This is a genomic window from Streptomyces sp. So13.3, from assembly GCF_005860785.2.
In the GTDB taxonomy this organism is placed as follows: domain Bacteria; phylum Actinomycetota; class Actinomycetes; order Streptomycetales; family Streptomycetaceae; genus Actinacidiphila; species Actinacidiphila fildesensis.
In genome coordinates this window covers 1,505,728-1,525,498 of sequence record NZ_CP048835.1, presented here as the reverse complement: position 1 = coordinate 1,525,498, position 19,771 = coordinate 1,505,728, and the positions used below count along the sequence as shown (strand labels likewise).

13 protein-coding genes and 1 pseudogene are annotated in these 19,771 nt (G+C 71.4%); 8 read left to right on the top strand and 6 right to left on the bottom strand.

Features of this window, described 5'->3' with window-relative positions; all coding sequences use genetic code 11:
• Positions 1-63: 63 nt before the first annotated feature.
• The 4 genes from C8250_RS07120 to C8250_RS07105 are packed head-to-tail and all read right to left on the bottom strand — an operon-like array spanning position 64 to position 4,858.
• On the bottom strand, positions 64-1,077 hold the full coding sequence (locus C8250_RS07120) for a GNAT family N-acetyltransferase (RefSeq protein WP_138355512.1): 1,014 nt from the start codon (positions 1,075-1,077) through the stop codon (positions 64-66).
• Entirely contained in the window at positions 1,074-2,348 is a 1,275-nt protein-coding gene (locus C8250_RS07115) for an MFS transporter (protein ID WP_138355511.1), read from the bottom strand. The genes C8250_RS07120 and C8250_RS07115 overlap by 4 nt, the downstream gene beginning before the upstream one ends.
• The gene (locus C8250_RS07110; protein ID WP_138355510.1) at positions 2,345-3,601 is read right to left on the bottom strand and encodes an ATP-grasp domain-containing protein; all 1,257 of its coding nucleotides are present in this window, start codon (positions 3,599-3,601) and stop codon (positions 2,345-2,347) included. Before C8250_RS07110 ends, C8250_RS07115 begins: the two co-directional genes overlap by 4 nt.
• Positions 3,602-3,604: 3 nt before the next feature.
• Positions 3,605-4,858: an ATP-grasp domain-containing protein gene (locus C8250_RS07105; protein ID WP_138355509.1), complete on the bottom strand. Its 1,254-nt coding sequence runs from the start codon at positions 4,856-4,858 to the stop codon at positions 3,605-3,607.
• 218 nt (positions 4,859-5,076) lie between these two features.
• Between C8250_RS07105 and C8250_RS07100 the strand changes: the two genes are divergently transcribed.
• The 3 genes from C8250_RS07100 (at position 5,077) to C8250_RS07090 (ending at position 9,252) form a co-directional block, all read left to right on the top strand.
• Positions 5,077-6,546 carry a radical SAM protein gene (locus tag C8250_RS07100; protein WP_138355508.1) on the top strand — a complete coding sequence of 490 codons (1,470 nt, stop codon included), beginning with the start codon at positions 5,077-5,079 and terminating at the stop codon, positions 6,544-6,546.
• On the top strand, positions 6,543-7,610 hold the full coding sequence (locus tag C8250_RS07095) for a DUF1152 domain-containing protein (protein WP_138355507.1): 1,068 nt from the start codon (positions 6,543-6,545) through the stop codon (positions 7,608-7,610). Before C8250_RS07100 ends, C8250_RS07095 begins: the two co-directional genes overlap by 4 nt.
• A 226-nt stretch (positions 7,611-7,836) precedes the next feature.
• On the top strand, positions 7,837-9,252 hold the full coding sequence (locus tag C8250_RS07090; RefSeq protein WP_138355506.1) for a cytochrome P450: 1,416 nt from the start codon (positions 7,837-7,839) through the stop codon (positions 9,250-9,252).
• Positions 9,253-9,268: 16 nt separating this feature from the next.
• Here C8250_RS07090 and C8250_RS43390 read toward each other — a convergent pair.
• Together C8250_RS43390 and C8250_RS07085 are read right to left on the bottom strand one after the other, a co-directional pair.
• Positions 9,269-9,427: pseudogene (locus C8250_RS43390) on the bottom strand (aminopeptidase); the annotation flags it as partial.
• A gap of 109 nt (positions 9,428-9,536) precedes the next feature.
• Positions 9,537-10,838: a hypothetical protein gene (locus tag C8250_RS07085; protein ID WP_244809003.1), complete on the bottom strand. Its 1,302-nt coding sequence runs from the start codon at positions 10,836-10,838 to the stop codon at positions 9,537-9,539.
• Positions 10,839-11,298: 460 nt separating this feature from the next.
• On the opposite strand from C8250_RS07085, the gene C8250_RS07080 reads away from it, so the two are divergent.
• From C8250_RS07080 to C8250_RS07060, 5 genes are all read left to right on the top strand, one after another.
• Positions 11,299-12,489, top strand: coding sequence for an MFS transporter (locus tag C8250_RS07080; RefSeq protein WP_138355505.1), 1,191 nt, complete (start codon positions 11,299-11,301; stop codon positions 12,487-12,489).
• A gap of 551 nt (positions 12,490-13,040) precedes the next feature.
• Complete coding sequence (locus tag C8250_RS07075) at positions 13,041-15,863, top strand: LuxR family transcriptional regulator (RefSeq protein ID WP_138355504.1); 2,823 nt, start codon at positions 13,041-13,043, stop codon at positions 15,861-15,863.
• Positions 15,864-16,307: 444 nt separating this feature from the next.
• Positions 16,308-16,532 carry a type A2 lantipeptide gene (locus C8250_RS07070; RefSeq protein WP_138355503.1) on the top strand — a complete coding sequence of 75 codons (225 nt, stop codon included), beginning with the start codon at positions 16,308-16,310 and terminating at the stop codon, positions 16,530-16,532.
• 149 nt (positions 16,533-16,681) lie between these two features.
• Positions 16,682-17,488 (top strand): HlyD family efflux transporter periplasmic adaptor subunit, encoded by an 807-nt coding sequence (locus C8250_RS07065; RefSeq protein ID WP_138355502.1) that lies wholly within the window; start codon positions 16,682-16,684, stop codon positions 17,486-17,488.
• Positions 17,489-17,541: 53 nt separating this feature from the next.
• Positions 17,542-19,770, top strand: a complete 2,229-nt coding sequence (locus C8250_RS07060) for an NHLP family bacteriocin export ABC transporter peptidase/permease/ATPase subunit (RefSeq protein ID WP_138355526.1) — start codon at positions 17,542-17,544, stop codon at positions 19,768-19,770.
• Position 19,771: the final 1 nt, after the last annotated feature.

The window sequence follows — 19,771 nt, the reverse complement described above, 5'->3', positions numbered from 1 at the left end:
ACCGTCGCGCGACGGTCCGGCAGAGGTCCTTCCGTACGGACAGCCGCGTCCAGGGATCCCCGGTCAGCGTGGCGGGTCGGCCAGCGCCCACAGCGGCGACGTGTGTGCTCCACGGGCGCGCTTGGCGGCCAGGGACTTCATCCCGGCGTGGAGATGTGTGCAGCCGTGCCGGTACGCGTCCTCGATCGGCAGGTAGTAGGCGAGGTTGAAGTACTCGAACGCGTCCCCGGTGTGCTGGGGATCATGGCCGACGGCCCGCAGCCACGCGGTGTTCCCGAAGTGGTAGACGAGGGAGAAGGCGACCATGGTCGCGCCGTCGTAGGCCGCGGTGACCTGGGCGTCCTCGCCCATGGCCTGGGCCTGGCGGCGCATGACGCCGGTCATGGCCGCGGTGTCGGTGACATGGCCGTGGCGGCACTGCAGGATCGCCAGCAGCCGTCCGGCGTCGTCCACGCAGTTCGCGAGCGGTTCGGTGCGCACGGTCAGGGCCCGGGCGTCGAACGCGCGGCGTTCGCCGCGGATGCCGCTGCGCCGCTTGGCCGGGAGCGCGGCGAGGTAGTCGTCGAAGCCCGTGCCGGGCAGCGAGATGGTGGCGTCGTCCTCGATCCGGCGCGGCGCCGTGCCATAGGCATCGCCGAGTTCCGTGGCGGCCCGGTCGGTGAGGTAGGGCCACCAGTGCCAGGTGCTCTGCCGGGCGGCGTGCTCACGTGCGGCGTCGCGCAGCATCGTCAGGCAGCCGGCACGTTGCCGGTCGTCCAACCCGGGGGCCAGCAAAGGGGCGTTGTGGTACCCGCGCCTGGCTCCGGCGATGACGCGCGGAGCTTCGTCCTGCCCCACGTCCAGATGGTGCTCCGGCCGGTAGTTGGTATTGGGCTCGTCGTGCACCAGGTACAGGGGGGCGGCGGCGGTCAGCCGGCCGTGCGGGTCCCGGACGAGGAGGTAGGTGCAGGTCGCGCTGGGGTCGGTCTCCTCGCCCGCCAGCCAGCGGTGGGAGAGGTAGAAGCTCGTGTCGCGGGCGAGGTGGTCCCACTCGGCGGCGGGGACGGCGGCCAGCGTGGGGACGGATTCGAGGTTCACCGAGTGCGCTTTCGACGGGGGCGGCTGGACGGGAACGCTGACCCCGAGGGGACCAACGGGAGGACGGCCAGGGCGGCGAGGACGCAGAGGATCGCCTCGAAGGCCCACGGCAACAGCGACGAACGGTGCAGCAGCACGGTGAAGAGCACGGGCGCCGCCGCGCCGCCGACGGACCACGACATCTGGAACAGCGCCTGGTGGGATCCCCGGGCGGCCGCCGGACCGAGCGTGGTGGACAGTTCCGCCATGGCCGGTGAGCAGAGGATCTCCCCGACGGTGAACAGCACGATGCCGACCGCCAGCGCGGGCCAGGCCAGTGGGCGCAGGCCCGGCAGGGCCGGTGCGGCGAACGCGGCCATCGACAGGGCGAGCACGGCGTAGGCGACGGAGACCGCGTGCCGGGCGGCGCGCGGGGCCAGGTGTGCGGTCACCGCTGTCGCGGTGAGGGCGACGGCCACGGTGTTGACGAGCAGCAGCACGCTGGCGGACCAGGCGGACAGCCGTAGAGCGCTCGTGGCGTAGAGCGCGAGCAGGACCGACAGGATCGCCTGGGCGAACACGTAGGGCAGGTTGCACAGGACCAGGGCCAGGTAGCGGCGGTCGATGGACCATGTCGTGCGTCCAGGAGGTGCGTTGGGGCGTCCGGACGCCACGTTGAGGGTCGCGAACAAGGTGGCGGCGAGGCAGTAGCTCGCCGCGTCGGCGACCACCAGAGCGGTCAGTGCTCCGGTGCCCCACAGGGCGAGGGCCGCGGCGGCGATCGCGGCTCCGGCGGCGAGACCCGTGTTGCGCAGCGAGGAGGTGAACGCGAACCAGGTACGCGGTTCGTCCCCCGCCGCCACCAGCAGGGTCAGCGACCGCTGGCTGGTGTAGTAGCCGTTGATGCCCGCCTGGACCGTGAAGTACGCGGCCGCGATCTGCCACGGCCGTTCCGCGACGAGAAAGCCGCCGAAGCCCGCCGCGCAGACCAGATTGGAGGCGACGGCGAGGTACTTCGGCCCGGCGCGGTCCATGATCCGGCCCGCGAGGGCGGTGAGCGGGAGGGCGGCCAACTGGCCCGTGCTCGCCGCCGCGCCCGCCGTCGCGGCCGGGATGTGCCGGACGGTGATGAAGAACAGCAGCCCCAGCGGCAGCAGCAGCCCGTTGCCGATGGAGTCGATGACGTGGGCGACGACGAACCGGCCTCGTCCGCGCAGCTCGGGCAGACCGGCGACACCGGCGATCCGGGCGGCCCGGCCGCGGCCCGCACGGCGGCCGGTCGCTCCGGTCACAGGCCGCACAGCAGAGCGCGGACCTTGCCCATCATGACGGGGGCGAGGATGCCCGAGTGGGAGTTGATCGTGTCGAGTTCCTTGACGGTGCGCTGCTCGTCACCTTCCTCACAGGTGAAGGTGACGATGTCGCCGTGGCTGGTGCCGTCGATGACCAACTCGTGCGCGGTGACCAGGCCGAGGCGGTCGCGGAGTTCGTCCGCCGCCTGTCCGACGGGCCGGTCGGCCAGGAACTCGATCGCCCAGCGCTTGCGCCGGGTGTCGGGTCGCGCGGCGTCCGGGTACCGGCCGCGTGCCATGTCGGCGAGCGTCGCGAAGGTGTTGGTGCCGGAGGCGGCGCAGGACAAGGTGGTGGCTCCGCCGATGCGCGGATTGATCTCCAGGACGACGTAGCGGCCGTTGACGTGGATCATGTCGACGTTGACCGAGCCGTACACGCCGAGGCTCTCGCACAGCCCGACGAGACGCTCGGCGACCGGGGCGAAGTCGGCGTCCGCCTGCGGGCGCGGTCCGCACCAGCGTAGGTCGGCGAAGGTGAACGCGGCCCCGCCGCCTGCCTGTCCGGTCCAGCACAACGGCAGGACGCTGTAGTTCCCGGGCGCGCCGACGATGTCGACGGAACACAGCTCGCCGGTCAGACACTCCTCCAGCACGGCGCTGACCGGGGGCGGGTCGGCGAGATAGGCGTCGAGCGCGGCGCGGTCCGGAAGGAAGCGGATGCCCATGCTGGTGGAGTCCCACAGCGGTTTGGAGAGCAGCGGGTAGCCGATCTCACCGGCGGCGACGAGCAGGCTCTGACGGTAGGCGGGCACGGGCAGACCGCGCCCGGCCGTCAGATCGCTGTCCGCCCGGATCCCTCGGGCGACATCGAGTCCTGCGGCGATGAGGGCCTGCTTCGTCTCCCACTTGTCGCAGAGCAGCCAGGTGGCGGCCAGCGGGGTCATCACGGTGGGGATGCCGCGTGCGTCCAGGAATGCTTTGGCGGTCGCGTCGCGCAATGCGTTCTCGCAGGGCAGCGAGACGGAGACGGCGGTGTCCGCTCCCCACGCGCTCACGGCGTCGGCCAGTTCCAGGGGTGTCACCGCGGGGTCGAGGTGCTCACCCCCGGCGGGGAAGTCGGCCGGGCCGCACGTGCCGTGGGTGTAAAACAGCCGGGATTCGATGCCGTCGGCGGTCAGTTCGCGGACGGCCTGCTGGATGTAGGGGTCGGCGCGCTGGATGTCGACGGAGCGCAGGAACGCGATCTTGTGCACGGGTCAGGCCACCTCGATAGTCGTCTGGGATATCGCCCGGTCGGCCAGCAGTTCGGCCTGGGCGGAGTTCGGGGCTGTCGCGATGACATGGCCGATCCGGCAGGAGTTGTCGACCGGGGCGCGCAGCGGATCGCCGGGTCGTACGGTGAACTCGCTGTACACACCTGGGAGGTCGGCGGTGCGCAGGGTGCGCAGAATGCCCGCTCGGGGCGGGACGAGGAAACGGATCGCGCAGGCGGCATCCCGCAGGGCCGTCGTCTCCGGGGCCTGGCCGAGGACCACGCGCAGATAGGCCCGGGCCTCGCTGATGCCGGTGGCGTGCTCCACCACTTCGCAGATGTTCCCGCCGGGCAGCCGTGCCCCCGTCTCGATGACGACGGGGCGGCCGCTCCCGGGGGGAACCTTCAGTTCGGTGTGGGCGACGCCGTTGCGTATCCCCACCGCGAGCGCGGCGCGGGCGGCGACGGCCTGGATCTCGTGCGCGGCGGCGTGGGGGAGCGGTGCGGGGCAGGTGTGCCCGATCTCGATCCGATACGCGTCCACGGTGGTGTGCTTGCGGACCACCGGCAACGGGAACGGCCGGCCGTCCTGGACGACCGTGTCGGCGCTGTACTCGGGGCCGTCGACGTACTCCTGCACGATGACGCGGGGGTCGAGCGACAGGCCGTGCGGGGCCGCGACGGTGTACTGCTGGGCGGCGTCGACGGCCGCCCGGACCTCGTCAGGACCCCCGACGACGCTCACGCCCCAGGAACCGCCCTGCTCGGCCGGTTTGATCACCAGAGGGAAGGCGAGATCCGCGGCGCCGATGAGGTCGAGTGCCTCGTCGCCGGTCCCGGCGACGACGGTGCGGGGAACGGAGACGCCGGCGTGTTCCAGCGCGGCGGCCATGGCGATCTTGTTCCGGGATGCCGCGGCCCGGTCGGGGTCGTTGCCGGGGAGGCCGAGGCGGTGCGCGAGCCGGGTGGCGAGCGGAGTGAGCAACTCCCAGCAGGCGGCCACCGCGTCGACGCCCTCGGCCCGGCAGTAGGCCTCCATCTCGTCCAGGGCGCGGTCGGGGTCGGCGAGATCGGTGCGGCAGACACCCGCGAGCTCCGCGCGCAGACCGGCCGGGTAGCTGTCGTAGATGTCCTTGTGCGTACCCGCGTGGACGACCGCGCCGAGGTCCCGGGCGGCCGCGGTGAGAAAGCGGCCGGAACTGCCGAGCGGCTCGACGACGAAGATCTTTGCTGTGGCGTTCCCCCAGGTGCGGTGCATTGGACCACTAAAACCGGGATGCGGTCCGGCGGTCCATCGGGACGTCGTCCGAAAGATCGTGCTCGTCCGACCGGGGTTGTTGGAGATACCTATGAACAACTCGCCAGTAGGGCAGGCCAAGTTGGGCCATGCCGCCTATGGAGGAACCGGTCGCCGGTGAGGTGGAGTGGAGCGCACAAGGTCAACTTCGATGACCTCACGCCCAGGAGAGGGAATCCGTGAGCAATCCGACCGACCAGCTCGCCGACTGCATAGCCCAAGGTGTGATTCCGCCCTACAACTACTCCTATCCGCCGCGGTCCACCTATCGCCCGCTGGCTCCCGGCCAGTGGGATCTACAGGAACTGTGGGCACAGGATCTGACGAAATATCAGGTACCCGAGCTCAATCTGTACCTGCACGTGCCCTTCTGCCGCTACAAATGCGGCTTCTGCAATCTCTACACCGTTATCTCCACCGATCAGGACCTCTACGACGCCTATACCGACGCGCTGTGCACCCAGATCCGTGACCACGCCGAGATCATCCAGGCGCGCCGCCTGCGGACCGTCTACATCGGCGGCGGCACCCCAGCGCTGCTGTCCCTGCGGCACTTCGAGCAGATATTCGCCACGATCGCCGAGGTCTACCCCAACTGGCGCAGCACCGTCGAAGAGGTCGCCGTCGAGGCCACGCCGGACTCGATCGTCGCCGACCCGGACGGCTTCGAGGGGCTGATACGCCTCGGGCTGACCCGGGCGAACATCGGCATCCAGTCGCTGGTGCCCCAGGAGATCCGCGAGGCCGGGCGCGGCCAGGCCGGGCAGGACGTGATCCGCGAGGCGATCCGGATCGTCCAGGACAAGGGGCTGCCGGACCTGTCCACGGACCTCATCATGGGGTTCGCCGGACAGACCGACGAGAGCTGGCGGCACTCGGTCGACGAGCTCGCGGCGCTGGCGCCCACCACGATCAGCACCTACTTCCTCACGGTGCGGCCCGACGCCTGGTTCTCGAGGACCGGCGCCTACCAATACATGTGGAAGCCGGAACTGTACGACCGCTACGACTACGCCCGCGAGGTCTTCACCGAGCACGGCTATGTGCAGGAAGGCTCCGTCCGGTACAAGACACCGGGCCGGGGCGGCTATGTGCAGAAGGTGCTGACGTTCCACGGGGTGCCGCTGCTCGGGCTCGGGGTGGGAGCCCGCTCCTACACCGGCGTGCTCGACTACATGACCGGTTCGGTCAAGCCGTCGATGAGTGAGGTCGCCGACTACATCACGCAGGCCAGGAACCACTCCCTGGTGCCGACCACCGGGTTCGCGCTGACCCCGGAGGAGATCGTCCGCAAGCGGCTGGTCCTGGACAGCTTCGACCTGGATCTGGGCGAGTTGGACGCCATCGGGCTCGCCGGGCTGCGCGACCGCATCGACCCCGTCCTGGAGGCGGCGGAGGCCAACGGGCTGATCCACCGTGTCGGACCGCGCAGGATCCAGCTCACGCCCAAGGGGTTCAAGTACCGCGACATCCTGTCGTGGTCGTTCTTCTCCGACCGGGTCATCGAACTCGACCGCGAGCACTTCGAGAACCTCCACGACAGGAACAGCCGCGCGAAGAAGAACATGGGCACTCCCGTGCGGATCACCGGCGTCACCACGCAGGAGAACTTGCAGGAGAAGAACGAGCAGCGGGAGAAGTCCGCTTGAGCGACCTGCTGATCGCCGCGGGAGGCGGCGGAGATCCCGTCGGCACCGCCATCGTGCACGCCGCCACCTCCCGCGACCCGCACGCGGTCATCGCGACCTACGCATGGGAACGGCTCGAGGTCGACCCCACGCCCGGCCCGCTGGGGCCGGCCGCCTTCACCGGGTGGGGAGAGAGCGCCGGCGGACACCGGTTCACCGGGCGGACGACCGCCGTTCCACCGGCCGGCTCCACCCTGCCGCGCCTGTCGGAGAGCCTCGGTCCGTCGCTCCTCCTGCTCGATCCGTACCAGGGGGTGCCGGGACTCGCCCGGCAGATCCGCCGTGCGGCCGACGCCTCCGGCTGCGGGCAGGTCAGGATCGTGGACATCGGAGGCGACATCCTCACCCACGGCGACGAACCCACTCTGCAGAGCCCGCTTCCCGACGCACTGACGCTGGCCGCCTGCGCCACCGCCGGGGTCACGGCGAGCGTCCATGTCGCGGGTCCCGGCCTGGACGGTGAGATCCCGGAAGGGGTTCTCCTCCCTCGGCTCACCGGCGGACACCTGACGCCGACGGACCAGGACGTCCGGGCCGCGGCAGCGGCACTCGCCTGGCATCCCTCGGAAGCCTCCGCCCTGTTCGCCGCGGCGGCCACCGGCCGGCGCGGCACGGTACGGACGGTGGGCGCCGAGGTCCGGCTCACCCCGGCGAGCGGGCAGGTCCACCACCTCACCCTGGACCAGGCGCTCGCCCACAACCCGCTGGCCCGGGCCCTGTACCAGGAACAGCCAGGAAGCCTGGAGGACGCGGAACGCCTCGCTCTGCGGACGTGCGGCTTCTCGGAACTGGCCCGCGAACGCGAGGCTGCCGAACGCCTTTCGGCCACCGCGCCCGCCTCGCGAGCGGTCCCCGTACCCACCAGCAGGGACCAAGTCCTGTACATGCTCTGGCAGTCCGCACCGGGAGCCGGCTGCGTCACCTTCCGGTACGCGGCGCGCGTTCTCGGCCTCTCCTGGCGGGACATCCCACGGCTGCGCGAACTCACTAAGGCCGACGGACCGTTGCTGCCCCTCGTGATGTGAACCGTCAGGGGTTCCTCCTCCTTCGAGTGCTCTGCGGCCCGGCGACGTAACTTCGGTTTCCTTGGAGAGTTCTCACCTCGTCCGACCGATCCGCAGTCGGTCCGAAGGCTCCCGCCGCGAGGAACCGTATGTCCCAGCACCACCGCACCGCCCCCCGGACCCGCAGTGCCGAGCACGCGGCACCGCGGACGGCAATGTCGCCGGCTCCGGCCCGCCGCGTGCTCGCGTGACCGGCGCGGCACACGGCGGGCACCAGGAGGCGAAGGCCTACACGACGGGCACGGCGCCCGGCAGGTGGTGGCTCCTGGGCCACGCGCCGCGCATCATGAAGGATCCGCTGGCGTTCCTGACCTCGCTGTCCGCCCACGCGGACCTGGTCCGCATCGGCATCGGTCCGTGGCACGGCCTGGTCGTGTGCCATCCGGACCTGGTGCACCGGGTGCTGATGGACGACCGGACCTTCGACAAGGCCGGACCGATCTACGAGCAGAGCAAGCGCACTCTGGGAGAGGGCCTGGTGACCTGTCCCCACCAGGCTCACCGGCGCCAGCGACGCCTGCTGCAGCCCGCCTTCCGGCGCGATCGCCTGCCGGCCTACGCCGCGACGATGACCGGGCACATCGACACCATGACCCGCTCATGGACGGACGGGCAGACCATCGACGCCTTCTCGTGCATGCACGCGAACTCGGCGCGGGTGGCCACCGCGACGCTGTTCGCCGCCGGGCCGGACGAAGCGGCGATCGCGGAGATGGTGCGGTGCATCGACATCATCGTCAAAGCCGGGTTCTGGAACATGTTCGCGCCGCTCGGCAGGCAGCTGGCCCCGTGGAGCCGGCGCTGCGCGCGGGCCCAGGCCACACTGAACGCGACGATCGACGGGATCATCAGCGACTACCGCCGACGCGGCCAGCGCCACGAGGACATGCTGTCCCTGCTGTTGGAGGCCAGGGACGACGACAGGGACGGGGACCGGGATGGCTCGGACGAGGACGGCACGGACGGCCTGGCCCTGTCCGAGATCCATGACCAGGTCATGTCCTTCCTCATGGCGGGCATCGACACCACCGGATCGACCATGGCCTGGGCCTGCCACCTCCTGGCCGGCAACCCCGGGATCCAGGAGCGCGTACGCGCCGAGGTCCACACCGTCCTGCGCGGCAGAGCGGCCGAGTGGCACGACCTGCCGCGGCTGGAGCTGACCGGCCGCGTCATCTCCGAGGCGCTGCGTCTGTACCCGCCAGGCTGGCTCTTCACCCGCAATGTGACTCAGGACAGCCGACTCGGCGACACGGTCCTTCCCAGGGGTACCACGGTGATCTTCAGCCCCTATCAGATGCACCGTCAGGAAGGACTGTTCCCCGACCCCGAGCGGTTCGACCCCGACCGCTGGCTCACCACCCCCGCGAGCCGGTTGCCGCGCGGGGCGTACATCCCCTTCTCCGCCGGCGCCCGGCAGTGCATCGGCAACGACTTCGGACTCACCGAGGCCACCCTCACCCTGGCAACCGTCATCGACCGGTGGCACCTGAACCCCCTGCCCGGCTCCCCTGTCCGCCCGGTCCCCGGCCTGGCCCTGCGCCCCACCCCGATTCCGCTGCGCCTGCACCGCACGAGCCACGACGCATCGACCGGCGCATGAGGGAGGACCACCGGCGTCACGCCAGGTCGAGCAGCTGCTCGTAGAAACCGCCGAAACCGTGCTGCTCGTCGATCAGATGGATCTCCAGGATCCAGTGGCAGCGCCGGCCCGCGCGGTCGGTGCGGCGGATCGGGGTGTCGTTGTCCGGGGCGATGTACGACTCGGCCTTGGCGCCACAGATGCGAGTCGGGTGATCTGTTCGTTCCTCCGGAAGGACTGCCAGGCTTCGGGCCAGTGGTCGGGCCAGGCTTCGGGCCAGTGGTCGGGCCAGGCGTGGGACGGACTCAGCCTGCTCGATGCCCGGCGTCGTCCGGGCGCGCGCCGGTGGTGCGGCCGGTCGCGGCCAGCAGGGCGAGTACGGCGAGTACGGCGAGGAGGATGAGCACCAGCAGCAGGACGGTGAGCACCGTGGGGTGGTTCCAGAGGGCGAAGATCAGCGCGAGCAGCAGCAGCACGCCGGTGGTGAGCCACTTCCGGTAGCGCACCGTGAAGGTGCCGGCCTGGCCGGTACGCACTCCGTGGGCGGCGCCCCAGCGCGCGGCGGAGTCCGCTGTGCGTTCGGCCGCGCCACGGACGGCACGCGGCAGCCGCCCCATGCCGGACAGGTAGGCACCGAGCGCGACGACCACGCCGAGGACCAGCGCGGTGCGGATGCTGACCTTCAGGAAGTGCAGGAGGGTGTCGAAGACCGCTGCGGCCGCGGGGGACTGGACCTGTGCGGGCAGGTGGTCGAGGTAGTAGTGCCGGGCGGCGGCGAGGCCGATGGCGAAGATCAGGCAGATGCCGGCGGCGCCGAGCATGACGGTCACCAGTGCGCGGCGGCGTCGGCGGGCGAGCAGCACCCCGGCGGTGCCGAGCAGGGCGGTGAGCACGGGCAGCCAGTTCCCGACGACGTCGAGCAGATGGGCCGCACCGCGGACCTTGGCGATCTTGTCGGACTGCAGGAGCACCATCTGCTTGTCGACGTCGGGGATCTTCGCAGCCGGTGCGAGGCCGGAGTCGACGAGTTCCTGCTTGACGCTGTCCACGGCGGCGCCGACATCAAGGGTGACGGTGCCGTCGTCGACGCCGACCGCACCGCGCCCTTCGCCGGTGAGGGCGTGCACGATGGAGGAGTGGGCACGCCGGTTGGTGTTGGTCCAGATGGTGGCGAACTTGTCGCTCCGCACGAACTTGCCCGCCACTTTTTCGACGACCTGCTGTGCGGCGTCGTCGATCTTGGGACCGAGCGCCTTGAGAGCATCGCCGGCGCGGGGCGGCAGGCCCTGGGATTCCAGCCAGGCGGCCAGGTCGGAGGCGACCTGCTTGCCGTCGACCCGGACGCCCACGGCCTCGCCGATCCGGTTCACGGCGGCGTCCTGGATCGCCGGGTTCTCCGCGAGCGGGGCGACCGTGGAGACGTACCGGTCGGTGTCCAGCGCGATGTCGTGGACCCAGACGGCGATCAGTGAGACCGGCACGAGGATGCAGGTGAGCGTGATCAGCACGATCGAGAGGGTGCTCTTCACGATCCGTCCGGCGCGCGAGCCCCCCGTCCGGTCGGCTGCCCGCGGATCGGGCATGGGCGTCGCGGGCGGGGTGCTCATAGCGCTCCAAAGGCAAGTGCGGCCAGCCTGCCGCTACCTACCATTGGCAGGCCGGGCCACCGTCCCCGCATCCGGGGCTAGGCCTCCCGGGCGACTGGCCGTCCCGGAGGAAGCGGGCGCGGGGGAGTGCGGCCGGTCGGTGCTCGCGTCGGCGTTGGGGAGCAGGATCACGGTCGCCGCGAGAACGGCCGCCGCGGTGCCGGCGATGATTTCGGACCGCTTGTTCGCCTGTCGGTGGCTCATCTCGCTGACCTCCAGCTGGATCACGAAGAACGCCCACGGGTATCCGGCACGGTGCTGCCCCGCAACACCGTCGACGGTTGCTACGTGGTCCTACGCGGCCGGTCCGCACGGGACTCACGACCACTCACTCTTTGACAACCGCCGAGTGGTGCGGCGGCGCGGCGTGTCGGTCTTGCCGCGCAGGCCCGGGGCGGGGCGCGCGGTTACCGTCGGTGGCATGGTCGGTGATCGCCAAGGGTGGCGCCTGTGTTTCCTCGGCGGGGCGGTGTTCGCCGTGTGCATGGCCGGCACCACGTTGCCGACCCCTCTCTACGGTCTCTACCAGGAGAAGTTCGGGTTCTCCGAGCTGACGGTGACGGTCGTGTACGCCGTCTACGCCCTCGGGGTCATCGGTGTGCTGCTGCTGGCGGGCAATGCCTCGGACGTCGTGGGCCGGCGGCCGGTGCTGCTGGCGGGCCTGGGATTCGCGGTGGCGAGCGCCGTCTCCTTCCTGTGCGCCGTGGGGCTGGGCTGGCTCTATGCCGGCCGGCTGTTCTCGGGACTCTCCGCCGGCCTGTTCACCGGGGCCGCCACGGCCTACGTGATGGAGCTGGCACCGGAGGGTGGCACCTCCCGGGCCACGTTCGTGGCGACGGCCGCCAATATGGGTGGACTCGGCTGCGGCCCGCTGCTCGCCGGAGTGCTCGCGCAGTACGCCGCCTGGCCGCTGTACCTGCCGTTCATCGTGCACCTCCTGCTGGTGGCGGTCTCGGCGGCCGCGCTGCTGCGCCTTCCCGAGACCGTACGGGAGCGGCGACCGCTGGCCGCTGTACGGCCGCAGCGGCCGGGACTGCCGCAACAGGTGCGCGCGGTGTTCGGGCCGGCGGCGATCGCCTCGTTCGTGGGGTTCGCCCTGTTCGGGGTGTTCACATCGGTCAGCCCCGCTTTCCTCTCGCAGTCCCTGGGCGTGGACAACCACGCAGTGAGCGGGCTGGTCGTCGCGCTGGCCTTCTTCTCGTCGACCGCAGGTCAGCTCGCGGTCGGCCGGGTCGGGGTGGAGCGATCGCTGCCGCTGGGCTGCGCCGGGCTCTTCGCCGGGCTGGCGCTGCTCGCCGGCGCGTTGCGGTGGGACCTGCTCCTGCTCGTGGCGCTGAGCGCGATCGTCGGTGGTGCCGGGCAGGGGCTGGCGTTCCGCGGGGCGCTGTCCGCGGTGGCCGCGGCGTCTCCCGCCGACCGGCGCGCGTCGGTGATCTCGACGCTGTTCGTGGTGGCGTACGCGGGTATCTCGGTGCCGGTGATCGGGGTGGGGGTGCTGACCGGTCCGATCGGTCTGGAGGGTGCGGGGCTGGTGTTCATCGCGTGCATGGCGGTCCTGGTCTCGACCGCGGCCGTCTATCTGCTCCGGCGGCCGGAACGGGCGACGACGTGAGCGCGGGCCCGAAGTCGGTCCGCCCATCGGCCTGATGGGGGCTGTGGGTCGGGTGCGGGGGAGCGGTAGCCCGCTCGCGGTGTCCCGATCGAACACTTGAGGCATGGCGAACCCGAACGATGGCCGATACGGTCTGGGGGCCCGACCGAACCGGACGGCCCGATTCCGGCCGCCGGCTCCCGCGGGATCCCGGGACCACTACAGTGGCCCGCCGGGCCTCGCCCGATCCGATCCGTCCCCTCTGATGTGCGGTGTGTGAACATGGCGCGACCCGGCGATCGTCCGTCGTGCTCCCATGGATGGCCGGCCGCGGTCGGGATGCTCGCTCTCAACTGCCGAAGACCCGACGAGGAACGTCCGCACCAGGTTGGTCCCTCAAACGAGCAGGGCCGGGGGTGACGGCGTGGCCGACCGGGCAGAGCAGGAGGCAGTCGTCCCCCGGCGGGGCGGGAGCCGCACGGCGTGAGCGCCGACGCGGCACGCCGTCCCTGCCGGGCCCGCTCGTCGGCACGTCCGCGTCATGACGCCCGGCCGCAGGAAATGGGTAGTCCATGAACACGGCCACGTCAGGTCCGGTCGGCCGCGACACGGAGATCGCCGAGGTCGAGGCGATGCTGGCCGGAGCGGCCGAAGAGGCCGGCCGCGTAGTGGTGGTCAGCGCCGGTGCCGGGACGGGGAAGACGGCTCTGCTCGACGACGCGGTCCGCCGCGCCCGGCGGAGCGGCTTCACCGTGCTGACCGCCCGGGGCAGCTCGGCCGAACGCGACCTGTCCTTCGGACTGGTGAGCAGACTGTTCGAGCCCGTGCTGCCGGACCTCGTGGAAGCCGGCCTGGTCACCTGTGCCGGCTCCGTGTCCCGGGCCCGGGAGCTGCCGGTCACCAGGCCCGCGGGCGAGGCGTCGCTGACCGAGCTCTACGCCCTGCACCGTGGGCTCGCGCATCTGGCGTCCCGGGCTCCGGTACTCGTGGCGGTGGACGACCTGCAGTGGCTGGACCGGCAGTCGCTGCGCTGGCTGAGCACCCTCCCGCAACGTGTCGAACATGCCCGGATCGCGGTGCTGCTGACGGTATGCCCCGGTGAGCCCTGCACGGATGCCGCGGCCCTCGACGAGCTGCTGGCCGTCAGCACGGTGGAGCTGCACCCGGCGAGTCTCGGCGCCCCGGCCGTGGCGACGCTCGTCGAACGCGCCCTGGCCGCCCCGCCGGACGCGTCGTTCGTCGCCTCGTTCCTGCGCGAGACCGGCGGCAACCCGCTGTGCGTGACCGAGCTGACCGAGGTCCTGAAGGACCGGGCGGTCACGCCCACCGCCGGCCCGGCAGCCGTGCTCGGCGATATCGCGGTACCCCGGCTCGCCTCCCGGCTGCACGCCCGGCTGCGCCGAATATCGCCGTACGCGCTCGATGTCGCCAGAGCCGTCGCCGTCCTCGGCGACGATGCGGACGTGAGCCGCGTCGCCGCCGTCTGCGGTGTCGAGCCGCCGGTGGTCATGGAGGTCACGACGGCGCTCGGGCGGGCGGGACTGCTGCGTGTGGAGGACCGGTTCCTGTCCTTCGCGCAGCCGCTGCTGCGCGGCACGGTGATCCAGCACCTGCCGTTCGCGGAACTGCGGACCCTGCGTGGCGCGGCGGCCCGGATCCTGCGGGACACCGGCGCCCCGGAGGACCGGGTGGTCGAACAGCTCATGGCGACCCCCGCACCGGCCGAACCGTGGGTGGTCGCCGTGCTGCGCGATGCCGCCGAATCCGCCCTCGGCCGGGGCGAGCCCGACATGGCCGTCGCGTATCTGACCAGGGCGCTGGGCGAGCCGGTCCCGGACGAGGACCGCGTACCGCTCCTGAGGGCGCTGGGCCGGGCCGAGGGGTATCTGGACTTCGGCGCGGCGATCCGCCATCTGACCGCGGTCTCCTCCCCTCCGGCCGAGCCGGAGGGCCGGCCGGGTGTGGTGCGGGAGCTGGCGGAGCTGCTCGCCATGACAGGACGCCACGAGGCCGCCGTCGAACTCGTCCGCACGCAGGCGGGTTCCGGCTCCACCGACATGGCGCTCTGCTCGGTGGAGCTGCGGTTCGACTGCGAGGCGACCGCCGAGTCGGCGGCCAGGCAACTGCACCGTCTGCCCAGGCCGGCCCCCCAGGGCGGTGCGGCCGACGGGCGCTATCTGAGCCTGCTCGCCCTGCGGACCGGGTGGGCGGGCAGGTCCCGCTCCCGCGCCGTGGCCCTCGCCCAGCAGGCGTTGATGGTCCTGCCCCTCACCCCCGACGCGATGCGGCCCATCCTGCGCAGCGTCCTGGTGCTGGCCCAGGCCGGCCGGGCCGAGGAGGCCCACGAATTCTGCGACGCGATGGTCGGTCACGCCGAACGCTGGCAGCACCGGCCCGCCCTCGCCGCGGCCCGGTCGCTGCGCGGTGTCGTCGCCCACCGGCTCGGCCGGCTGCCCGCCGCGGCCGAGGATGCCCGGATCGCGTTCGAGATGCTCATCGGCTGCGGGGCACCACGGCGAACGGGCGCGGCGGTGGAACTCCTGGCCCGGCGGGTGGAGATCCTGGTCGACCTGGGCGCGTACGACGAGGCGGAGAGCCTGGTCGAACTGTCGGACCTGTGCGGCGATCTGCCGAAGACCTGGGGCGGCACCGCCCTGTTGCTCGCCCGGGGCCGGCTGCGGGCCGTCGCGGGACACCCGGCCGAGGGGCTCCGGGACCTGCTGGCCGCCGGCCGCCGGCTGCCGTCCTGGAACGTGCTGAACCCCGCCGTCGCAGCGTGGCAGACCGAGAGCGCGGCGGCCCTGCTGATGCTCGGTGAGACCGCCGGGGCGCGCCGCAAGGCCACGGAGGCGGTCGAACTGGCCCGCCGATGGGGTGCGCCCGGTCCGCTGGGGGTCGCGCTCCGGACGCTGGGGGCCGCTGTCGGCGGGCCGCAGGGGCTGGCCGCGCTGGAGGAGTCGGTCTCCGTTCTGCAGCGCTCCGCCGACCGGTTCGAGCTCGCACGGTCCCTGGCCGAGTACGGCACGGCCCTCAGCCGCGACAAGCGTCCGGTGCCGGCCAGACGGGCGCTGCGTGCCGCGCTCGACCTGGCGGAGGAGTGCGGCTGCGAGGACCTGGCGACCCGCTCCCGTATCGAGTTGTCCGCGTCGGGCGGCCGCCCGCCGAAGTCCTCGCACACGGACGGAGTCGCCGCGCTGACGGCCGCCGAACTGCGTACCGCCATGCTCGCCGCCGAGGGCAAGTCCAACCGGGAGCTCGCCGAGGTCCTGTCGGTGGGGCAGCGCACCGTCGAGATCCATCTCACCAACGCCTACCGGAAACTCGGCATCGGCGGACGCGACCGGCTTCCCGCGGTCCTGCAGGGCATGCCCACGGCACTCGCCGACTCCCGGTGAACCGGCGGCGACCATCCGTGACACCCCGCCGCCCCCGGTGATCCTGCACAGCGCGCACGCGGAAAACGCACAGCGGCCCGGCGGGATCACGCCGCTCCGGACGGGCGCCGAACCCTAAACGCGGATATGTCCGTTCAGGATCGACGGCAGGACCGGCCCGTGCGAATGGCCCGTTTCCGGCATGTGAAGAAGTCGTCGGCATTCGGTGGGCAATGCCGTCGGTGCACGTCTCGCGGTACCGAAACGCCGACCGAAACACTGTGACGGGCAAGGTGGCCCGGCGGCGCGTTGACGTGGTTGTGTCTTGCGACATACGGGAGTTGCGAAACGGATTTCCGAATTATTCGGGCATCGGACGACCGTTGAACCGGCCGGACCGGCTTTCCGCCGAACCGGCCGACACTATTCATGAACCCCCCACCGCTATGAAGGGAACCGCAAGTCATGCGCAACGACTTCACCCCCCAGGTCGAGACCCGCGAAATTGCCGACAGCGACCTGGACAACGTCTCCGGCGGTGTCGGCGTCGGTGTCGGTGTCGGCGTCGACGGTCTGTCGGCCAGCTCCATCGTGGGCACCGTCGAGTCGGTCCTGCCGGTCTCGCTGCCGCTCTCGACGGTCACCGGTCTTCTCCCGGCGCAGGTCAACGGTCTGGCCGCCGGTCTCTGACCGTCAGGTTCGCCACGAGACGTCATAGCGTCAGCAAGACCCGGCCCAGCGGTGCTTCTGACGCATCGTAAGGCTGGACATAGGCCCCGGAACCCCTCGTTCCGGGGCCTATGAATGCCGCACCCGAATGCAGTTGAAGGAATACTTCCGTGCAGTTCCGCCAAAAGGCGCTGTCCAAGCTGCAATCGCCAGAGGACCTCGACGTACCGGTGCTTCTCGCTCGGCCGCAGGGCTGGCTCGTGCTGACCGTCACAGCGGTCGTCATGGCCGTCGGCTGCTTCTGGGCGGTGACGGGCACGGTGTCGTCCAAGCTGAACGCACCCGGAATCCTGACGCATGCGGAAGGCAGTTACCTTCTGCAGAGTCCGGTCGCCGGCCAGATCACCGCCACCCTCGCCAAAGAGGGCGACACGCTGCCGGCGGGCGCTCCGTTGCTGACCGTACGCACGGACCGGAAGGCCGAGACCGTTCGCACGGTGGCGGCGGGCCGGGTGACCGCGATCATGGCCAGGACCGGCGCCGTCGTCGCCACCGGCGCGGACCTGGCGACGGTGGAGCACATGGACAGGCCCGACGACCCACTGGTGGCGGTGTTGTACGCGCCGGGCGGCAGCGCGCCGACGATCCCGGTGGGCGCTTCGGTGGAGCTGACCGTCCAGTCGGTGCCGGCGCAGCGGTTCGGTGTACTGCGGGGCCGCGTTCTGGCGATCGGCCGGATTCCCGAGACCCGGCAGCAGATCAGCAACTTCCTCGGGGACCGCCAGCTGGGCGAGCAGTTCTCGGCGCAGGGCCCGCCGGTGGCGGTCATGGTCCAGCTGGAACGGTCGGCCGGCACCACATCCGGCTTCACCTGGTCGTCGGCGCACGGACCGCCGTACCCGATCGATTCCACGACATTGGTCAGCGGCGCCATCCACCTGACCGCGCAGCATCCGATCGATTGGGTCCTTCCGTGAGCGCGCAGCACCGCCCGACCCCGGCAGGCCGCGGTCGGCACCGCCCCGAGCCGATGCGTGCGCCGGGACCGACGCCGGCGCCCAATCCGCGGAAGCAGCAGAAGTCGAGGAGGCCGAGGAGGCCGAAGAGCCGGAAACCCGTCCGCAGTCCCACCGTTCTGCAGATGGAAGCCGTGGAGTGCGGTGCCGCCTCGCTCGCCATGGTGCTCGGCCACCACGGCCGGCACGTCCCTCTCGAAGAACTCCGCATCGCCTGCGGTGTGTCCCGTGACGGCTCCCGGGCCAGCAACGTGCTGAAGGCGGCCCGCAGGTACGGTCTGGACGCCAAGGGCATGCAGATGGAGCCCGCCGCCCTCGCGGAGGTGCGGGCGCCGGCCGTCCTGTTCTGGGAGTTCAACCACTTCGTCGTCTTCGACGGGATGGGACGGCGGTTCGGCCGCCGGGGGATCCACCTCAACGATCCGGCCCGGGGCCGCCGTTTCGTGTCGTGGGAGGAGTTCGACTCCAGCTTCACCGGCGTCGTGCTGACCTTCGAGCCCGGCGGCAGGTTCCGCCGCGGCGGCCGCAAGCCCGGGGTGATGAGCGCCCTGCCGGCCCGGTTGCGCGGCACCACGGGCACGATGGCGGCAGCGCTGATCGCCAGCTTCCTGCTCGTCGTCGTCGGAGCGTCGGCGCCGGCCCTCAGCCGTACGTACATCGACCTGTTCCTGTTCGGCAATCAGACGTCGCTGCTGCCGGTGCTCTTCGGGTCGATGGCTGCCATGGTCGTGCTGACCGTCGTGCTGACCGCCGTTCAGCAGGCGAACCTGCTGCGCGGCCGCATCATCTCGTCCACCTTCGGCAGCGCCCGGTTCATGCGGCATCTGCTCAGGCTGCCGGTCACGTTCTTCGCCCAGCGCAACCCGGCCGACCTCGTCCAGCGCCTGCAGTCCAACGACACGGTGGCCGAGACCCTGGCCAGGGACCTCGCCGCCGCCGGGGTGGATGCCGTGGTCGTGGTGCTCTACGCGGTCCTGCTGTGGACCTACGATCCGCAACTGACGGTCGTCGGCGTGCTGATCGCGCTGCTCAACGTCGCGGCGATGCGCGTGGTGGTACGGATCCGCGCCACCGGTACGCAGAAGCTGCGTGCCGACAGCGCCCGGCTGACCAACACCTCGTACGGCGGGCTCCAGCTCATCGAGACGATGAAGGCGACCGGCGCCGAGAACGGCTACTTCCGCCGCTGGGCCGGCCAGCACGCCACGACCCTGGACGGGCAGCAGCGGCTCGGCGTGCCCAGCGCGGTACTCGCCGTCGTCGCGCCCACCCTCGCGGCGCTCAACAGCGCACTGATCCTGTGGATCGGCGGGCTGCGGGCGGTGGAGGGCCACATCTCCATCGGTCTGCTCGTCGCCTTCCAGGCGCTGGTGACCAGCTTCACCGCACCGGTCACCCGGCTCAACGGGGTGGCCGGCCGGATCCAGGACTTCGCGGCCGACGTGGCCCGGCTCAAGGACGTCGAGAGCTTCCCGGTGGACGGCCTGTACTCCCGCAGCGAGCCGGCCGCGAGCACCCGCAGGCTCAAGGGGCACGTGACACTGGAGAACGTCACCTTCGGCTACAGCCCGCTCGACAAACCGCTGCTCACCGACTTCTCGCTGTCGGTCGGCCCCGGCCGGCAGGTCGCGCTGGTCGGCGGCTCCGGCAGCGGCAAGTCCACGGTGTCCCGGCTGATCTCGGGTCTCTACAACCCGTGGGAGGGCGCGATCCGCATCGACGGGCAGCGGCTCGACGAGATCTCCCGCAGCGCGCTGTCCGCCTCGGTCTCCTTCGTCGATCAGGACGTCTTCCTCTTCGAGGGCACCGTCCGGGACAACGTCGCGCTGTGGGATCCGTCGATACCGGACGACGACGTCATCGCCGCGCTCAAGGACGCCGCCATCCACGACACGGTCGCCCGGCGTCCCGGCGGCATCCACAGCCGGGTCGAGCAGGACGGCCGCAACTTCTCCGGAGGCCAGCGGCAGCGGCTGGAGATCGCCCGGGCCCTGGTCCGCCGCCCCAGCGTCCTGGTCCTCGACGAGGTGACCAGCGCCCTGGACGCCGAGACCGAGCAGGTGATCATCGACAATCTGCGGCGGCGGGGCTGTGCCTGCGTGGTGATCGCGCACCGGCTGAGCACGGTGCGCGACAGCGACGAGATCGTCGTGCTCGACCACGGCACGGTCGTGGAGCGCGGTCGGCACGAGGACCTGGTCGCGGCCGGGGGGCCGTACGCCGAGCTCGTCAGGGAGCACTGAG

Coding starts and splice junctions, on each gene's coding strand:
- C8250_RS07060 (WP_138355526.1), top strand. CDS start 17,542: ATGCGTGCGCCGGGACCGACGCCGGCGCCCAATCCGCGGAAGCAGCAG.
- C8250_RS07085 (WP_244809003.1), bottom strand. CDS start 10,838: ATGAGCACCCCGCCCGCGACGCCCATGCCCGATCCGCGGGCAGCCGAC.
- C8250_RS07080 (WP_138355505.1), top strand. CDS start 11,299: ATGGTCGGTGATCGCCAAGGGTGGCGCCTGTGTTTCCTCGGCGGGGCG.
- C8250_RS07070 (WP_138355503.1), top strand. CDS start 16,308: ATGCGCAACGACTTCACCCCCCAGGTCGAGACCCGCGAAATTGCCGAC.
- C8250_RS07105 (WP_138355509.1), bottom strand. CDS start 4,858: ATGCACCGCACCTGGGGGAACGCCACAGCAAAGATCTTCGTCGTCGAG.
- C8250_RS07075 (WP_138355504.1), top strand. CDS start 13,041: ATGAACACGGCCACGTCAGGTCCGGTCGGCCGCGACACGGAGATCGCC.